This is a genomic window from Paraburkholderia bannensis NBRC 103871, assembly GCF_000685015.1.
Classification (GTDB): Bacteria; Pseudomonadota; Gammaproteobacteria; order Burkholderiales; family Burkholderiaceae; genus Paraburkholderia; species Paraburkholderia bannensis.
The window spans coordinates 1-5881 of the sequence record NZ_BAYA01000072.1; the positions used below are offsets into that span (position 1 = coordinate 1).

General features: G+C 61.1%; 4 protein-coding genes. All 4 read right to left on the minus strand.

Going from position 1 to position 5881, the window contains the following annotated elements; genetic code table 11:
* Positions 1 to 142: 142 nt before the first annotated feature.
* Positions 143 to 2245, minus strand: coding sequence for an elongation factor G (gene fusA / locus BBA01S_RS39180; protein WP_027821135.1), 2103 nt, complete (start codon positions 2243 to 2245; stop codon positions 143 to 145).
* Positions 2246 to 2393: 148 nt separating this feature from the next.
* On the minus strand, positions 2394 to 2864 hold the full coding sequence (gene rpsG / locus BBA01S_RS39185; RefSeq protein WP_006053291.1) for a 30S ribosomal protein S7: 471 nt from the start codon (positions 2862 to 2864) through the stop codon (positions 2394 to 2396).
* A gap of 186 nt (positions 2865 to 3050) precedes the next feature.
* On the minus strand, positions 3051 to 3431 hold the full coding sequence (gene rpsL / locus BBA01S_RS39190; protein WP_027821136.1) for a 30S ribosomal protein S12: 381 nt from the start codon (positions 3429 to 3431) through the stop codon (positions 3051 to 3053).
* A gap of 267 nt (positions 3432 to 3698) precedes the next feature.
* Positions 3699 to 5546 carry a DNA helicase RecQ gene (gene recQ, locus BBA01S_RS39195; RefSeq protein WP_027821137.1) on the minus strand — a complete coding sequence of 616 codons (1848 nt, stop codon included), beginning with the start codon at positions 5544 to 5546 and terminating at the stop codon, positions 3699 to 3701.
* Positions 5547 to 5881: the final 335 nt, after the last annotated feature.

Here is a 5881-nt window from a genome sequence, read left to right on the forward strand (position 1 = left end):
CCGACGTTGACGTGCGGCTTGGTCCGTTCGAATTTACCTTTTGCCATGTTTCTCTTCTTTCAAAAAAGTGGTGAACCGGTGACTATGCGATGCGGACCGGGCACCCGCCCGATCCGCTGCGTGCTCAAATGAGCGCCGATGCTTACTTCGCCTTCGCGCTGATGATCGCGTCGGCCACGTTACGCGGTGCTTCTGCGTAGTGCTTGAATTCCATCGTGTACGTTGCGCGGCCTTGCGACAGCGAGCGCAGCGACGTCGAGTAGCCGAACATTTCCGACAGCGGCACTTCGGCGCGAACGATCTTGCCGCCGCCAACCATGTCTTCCATGCCCTGGACGATACCGCGACGGCCCGACAGGTCGCCCATCACGTTGCCCATGTAGTCTTCCGGCGTTTCGACTTCGACAGCCATCATCGGTTCGAGGATGACCGGCTGCGCCTTGCGCATTGCTTCCTTGAACGCCATCGAACCGGCCATGCGGAACGCATTTTCGTTCGAGTCAACGTCGTGGTACGAACCGAACGTCAGGTGAACCTTGACGTCGACGACCGGGAAGCCCGCCAGCACGCCTGCCTTCAGCGTTTCCTGGATACCCTTGTCGACCGCAGGGATGAATTCACGCGGAATCACACCACCCTTGATCTCGTCCAGGAACTCGTAGCCCTTGCCTTGCTCGTTCGGCTCAAGCGTGATGACAGCGTGACCGAACTGGCCGCGACCACCCGACTGCTTGACGAACTTGCCTTCGACGTCCTTCGCCGTGGAGCGGATCGTTTCGCGGTATGCAACCTGCGGCTTGCCGACGGTCGCTTCCACGTTGAATTCACGCTTCATACGGTCGACCAGAATTTCGAGGTGGAGCTCGCCCATACCCGAAATGATGGTCTGGCCCGATTCCTCGTCCGTCTGGACGCGGAACGACGGGTCTTCCTGTGCCAGGCGGTTCAGGGCGAGGCCCATCTTTTCCTGGTCAGCCTTGGTCTTCGGCTCGACAGCCTGCGAAATCACCGGCTCCGGGAAAATCATGCGTTCCAGGATGATCGGGTTTTGCGGGTCGCACAGCGTGTCGCCCGTGGTTGCTTCCTTCAGGCCAACGGCTGCGGCGATGTCGCCTGCACGAACTTCCTTGATTTCTTCGCGGTTGTTCGCGTGCATCTGCAGAATACGGCCGAGGCGTTCCTTCTTGCCCTTGGTCGAGTTCAGCACCGTGTCGCCCGAGTTGACGACGCCCGAGTACGCGCGGAAGAAGATCAACTGGCCGACGAACGGGTCGGTCATGATCTTGAACGCGAGTGCCGAGAACTTTTCGTCGTCAGCTGCACGGCGCTCTGCCTTCTCACCGTTTTCGAGTTCGCCCGTGACCGGGGGAATGTCCACCGGCGACGGCAGGAAGTCGATCACGGCGTCGAGCATACGCTGCACGCCCTTGTTCTTGAACGCGGTGCCGCACAGCATCGGCTGGATTTCGCAAGCGATGGTACGGTCGCGGATTGCCTTGACGACTTCCGCTTCGGTCAGCTCTTCGCCGCCGAGGTACTTTTCCATCAGCTCTTCGCTGGCTTCAGCAGCCGACTCGATCATCTTTTCGCGCCATTCGTTGCACGAGTCAACGAGTTCAGCGGGGATGTCGACGTAGTCGAACTTCGTGCCTTGCGACGCTTCGTCCCAAATGATCGCCTTCATCTTGATCAGGTCGACCACGCCCTGGAACGTGTCTTCTGCGCCGATAGGCACCACGACCGGAACCGGGTTCGCCTTCAGACGCGTCTTCAGCTGGTCGTAGACCTTGAAGAAGTTCGCGCCCGTACGGTCCATCTTGTTGACGAACGCGAGACGGGGAACCTTGTACTTGTTAGCCTGACGCCACACGGTTTCCGACTGGGGCTGAACGCCGCCCACTGCGCAGTAGACCATGCATGCGCCGTCGAGCACGCGCATCGAGCGTTCAACTTCAATCGTGAAGTCAACGTGGCCCGGGGTGTCGATGATGTTGATGCGGTGTTCGGGGTAGTTACCGCCCATGCCCTTCCAGAACGCGGTCGTAGCAGCGGAGGTAATCGTGATGCCACGCTCCTGCTCCTGCTCCATCCAGTCCATGGTCGCAGCGCCGTCGTGAACTTCACCAATCTTGTGGTTCACGCCGGTGTAAAACAGAATGCGCTCGGTCGTCGTCGTCTTGCCGGCGTCGATGTGAGCGCTAATACCGATGTTACGGTAGCGCTCGATAGGAGTCTTGCGAGCCACTTTGATCCTCTATCGGGAGGTGCGTATGGGGTCAAACCCGACCGGGTCGATCCCAACACGCCTGAACACAAACGGGCGAGGCGCTTGATAAGCGCACCCGCCCGGAATTTTTTCCGTCTTTCGAGCTAACCCCAGATGGGGTCTTCTCTTAGAAACGGAAGTGCGAGAACGCCTTGTTCGCTTCTGCCATCCGGTGAACTTCGTCGCGCTTCTTCATCGCGCCGCCACGGCCTTCGGCCGCTTCGGAGAGTTCACCTGCCAGACGCAGGGCCATCGACTTCTCGCTGCGCTTCTTCGCGGCTTCACGCAGCCAACGCATCGCCAATGCCATACGACGCGAGGGGCGCACTTCGACCGGAACCTGATAGTTCGCACCACCAACGCGGCGGCTCTTAACTTCCACCACCGGCTTCACGTTGTTGAGCGCGACAGTGAACACTTCCAGCGGGTCCTTGCCACCCTTGGTCTGGATCTGTTCGAAAGCGCCGTACACGATACGCTCGGCAACCGACTTCTTGCCGGAGAGCATCAGCACGTTCATGAACTTGGCTACATCAACGTTACCGAACTTCGGATCCGGCAACACTTCCCGCTTGGGGACTTCGCGACGACGCGGCATGTTTCTTCCTTTAACTTTTCAGTTGAAGCGTGGAGGGAACCCTACGCTCCGCGGCCACCAACTAACCCGATTCATCCATTACGACTTACCAGCCTGGTCGGGTGACCACTTACTCGACAGCACCGGCCAATCCGGCACCTGTCGCTTGTATCGCCAACGCCCGAAAGCGCAGACGACGCTCGACTCTTACTTCGCAGCCTTCGCGCGCTTCGCGCCGTACTTCGAACGAGCCTGCTTACGATCCTTGACGCCCTGGGTATCCAGCGAGCCGCGAACCATGTGGTAACGCACACCCGGCAAGTCCTTGACACGGCCGCCGCGGATCAGCACAACCGAGTGTTCCTGCAGGTTGTGGCCTTCACCACCGATGTACGAAATGACTTCGAAGCCGTTCGTCAGACGAACCTTGGCAACTTTACGAAGTGCCGAGTTCGGCTTCTTCGGCGTCGTCGTGTACACGCGGGTGCACACGCCGCGACGCTGAGGGCAGTCCTGCAGGGCCGGCGACTTGCTCTTCGTAACTTCCGAAGTGCGGCCTTTGCGAACCAGTTGATTGATGGTTGGCATTGTTTATTCCTGAAATTGAACAAAATCGACGCATTTATTTCCGGGCAAAGCGGAAAACCATGCATCTAAACTCTTACGAGAACTCCGGGCCCTGAAACGCGCGACGAGCGCAGACATCCCAAGAACCGGAACCCAGCATGATATTCCGAAAATACCAAGCGAGTCAACGACTTGAGGTATTTCGGATGACGGAGAATATGAACAAAGCGTGACGGTGCGACTGCATTAAAAGCGCCGCTCACCGTTAATCGGTGCGTCAGTTGCGAATCAATCGTCACCGACGACTTCGACCAGTTCCTCACCGAAACGCTCGAGCTTGCGCGCGCCAATACCCGCGATATCGCGCAGATCGTCCACGGACTCGGGGCCGTTGCGCGCGATTTCCGCCAGCGTGGCGTCGTGGAAGATGACGTAGGCCGGCACGCCCTCGCTCTTTGCGGTCTCCGTGCGCCACAGACGCAGGCGCTCCCAGCGCGCGCGCTGACGCGGGCTCATGCCCAGGGTCGGGTCGGCGCGCTCGCTCGTGCGACTCGACGACGCACGCGTGCGCGTGGGCTTCACGTAGCGGCGCATCGTGACCTTTTGCTCGCCCTTGAGCACAGGTTTGCTCGCCTCGGTGAGCACGAGCGCGCCGTAGCCGTCGTGATCGACGGTGAGATAGCCGAATGCCACCAGTTGCCGGAAAATCGCACGCCATTCGGGCTCCGAAAGCGCCGCACCGATGCCGAAAGTGGAAATCTTCTCGTGCCCGCGCTGCAGGATCTTCTCGTTGCGGTTACCGCGCAGAATGTCGATCAGGTGCCCTGCGCCGAAGTTGAAACCGCTCGCGCGTTGCGCACGAAACGCACAGGACAGCGCCATCTGCGCCTCACGCGTGGCGTCCCATGTGGCGGGCGGCTCCAGGCAGTTGTCGCAGTTGCCGCAGGGCTGGCTCTCTTCGCCAAAGTACGCGAGCAGCCGCACGCGCCGGCACGTGGCCGTCTCGCAGAGACCTAGCAGCGCGTCGAGCTTGCCTGTCTGCACGCGCTTGTGCTGATCGTCGGCGTCGGACTCGTCGATCATCTTGCGCTGCTGCACCACGTCGCCCAGCCCATAGGCCATCCACGCATTGGCCGCCAGCCCGTCGCGGCCCGCGCGGCCGGTCTCCTGGTAGTAGCCCTCCACGCTCTTGGGCAGATCCATGTGCGCGACAAAGCGCACGTCCGGCTTGTCGATGCCCATGCCGAAGGCAATGGTCGCGCACATCACCACGCCCTCCTCGCGCTGGAACAGTTCCTGGTGCTTCTGGCGCACCTCGAACTCCATGCCGGCGTGATACGGCAGCGCGCGCACGCCCTGCCCCTTGAGCCACTCAGCGGTCTCTTCGACCTTGCGGCGCGACAGGCAATAGACCACGCCCGCGTCGGTCGTGCCGTCCGTGCGCGTATGTTCCGCACGAATGAAATCGAGCAGTTGCGTGCGCGCGTTGTCCTTTTCGGCGATGCGGTAGCGGATATTCGGGCGGTCGAAGCTCGACACGAAGATGCGCGCATCGTCGAGCGCGAGGCGGTGCACGATCTCGTCGCGCGTGATCGCGTCGGCGGTCGCGGTGAGTGCGATGCGCGGCACGTCCGGAAAGCGCTCGTGCAGCACCGACAGCTGGATGTACTCGGGGCGGAAATCGTGCCCCCATTGCGACACGCAGTGCGCCTCGTCGATCGCGAACAGGCCGATGCGCGTGCGCTCGAGCAGATCGAGAAAGCGCGCGGTCATCAGGCGCTCCGGCGCCACGTAAAGCAGGTCGAGCTCGCCTTCGCGCAGCGCCCGCTCGGTCGCCGCGGCTTCTGCCCCGCTCAGCGTCGAATTGAGATACGCGGCGCGCACGCCCACTTCGGTGAGCGCCGCCACCTGGTCCTGCATCAGCGCGATCAGCGGCGAAACCACGATGCCCGCACCCTGTCCCGCCTCGTGGCGCACGAGCGCCGGAATCTGGTAGCAGAGCGATTTCCCGCCGCCGGTCGGCATGAGCACGAGCGAATCGCCGCCGCCAGCGACGTGTTCGACGATCTCGCCTTGTTGCCCTCGAAAAGCGGGATAGCCGAAGACTTCGTTGAGAATTTCGAGGGAGCGGGACATTGAGGGCACAGGGAGGGCACGGGATTCTGAAGCGGTCGGCGCATTTTACCAACCACAGCGCCCCTCAACCGCCACTTAAAACAACGTTGGCCGAAAGGCCGATGCGAGATTGCCGCAACACGCCGACATCCGGAGCGATTTTCCAGTTCGAAATTGGCGTTGCGCATGCCGCCCGGCGCCATGGGAAAACCGAAATGCAACGACCGGCCGAGCGTCACGATGAGCGTCATGACACCGACGAACGCACTGACTGGGGGGATGAATGGCAGTGCTAACGACTGCAGGCAAGCGGCTGAAAAAAGTGAGGATTACTACGGGGGAGAGACTGAAAAAGC